Source organism: Saccharothrix sp. ST-888, assembly GCF_000955975.1.
Taxonomy (GTDB): domain Bacteria; phylum Actinomycetota; class Actinomycetes; order Streptomycetales; family Streptomycetaceae; genus Kitasatospora.
The window spans coordinates 1-257 of sequence record NZ_JYJF01001098.1 but is presented as its reverse complement, the minus strand read 5'-3'; the positions used below and the strand labels follow the sequence as shown (position 1 = coordinate 257).

Below are 257 nucleotides of genomic sequence, written 5' to 3'. Positions count from 1 at the left end.
CTCCGCGCCGAGCTGGCCGGGTCGGGAATCCAGGTCACCCTGGAGGCCTGCGACGTCGCCGACCGGTCGGCGGTGGAGGTGCTGGTCAAGCGGCTCACGCCCGATCTCGCCACCCCGCTGCGCGCGGTGGTGCACGCGGCCGGTGTCACCCAGGACATCGCACTGATGGACGGTGACCTGAGTGAGCTGTCCAGGGTCGTGGACGCCAAGGTCTCCGGCGCGGTCCACCTGGACGCCGCACTCGGCGACACCGAACT

The 257-nt window shown here is 71.6% G+C and carries 1 protein-coding gene; it reads left to right on the top strand.

Going from position 1 to position 257, the window contains the following annotated elements:
• A partial coding sequence (locus UK12_RS35780) for a KR domain-containing protein (RefSeq protein ID WP_045307404.1) occupies positions 1-257 on the top strand: 257 nt, incomplete at both ends.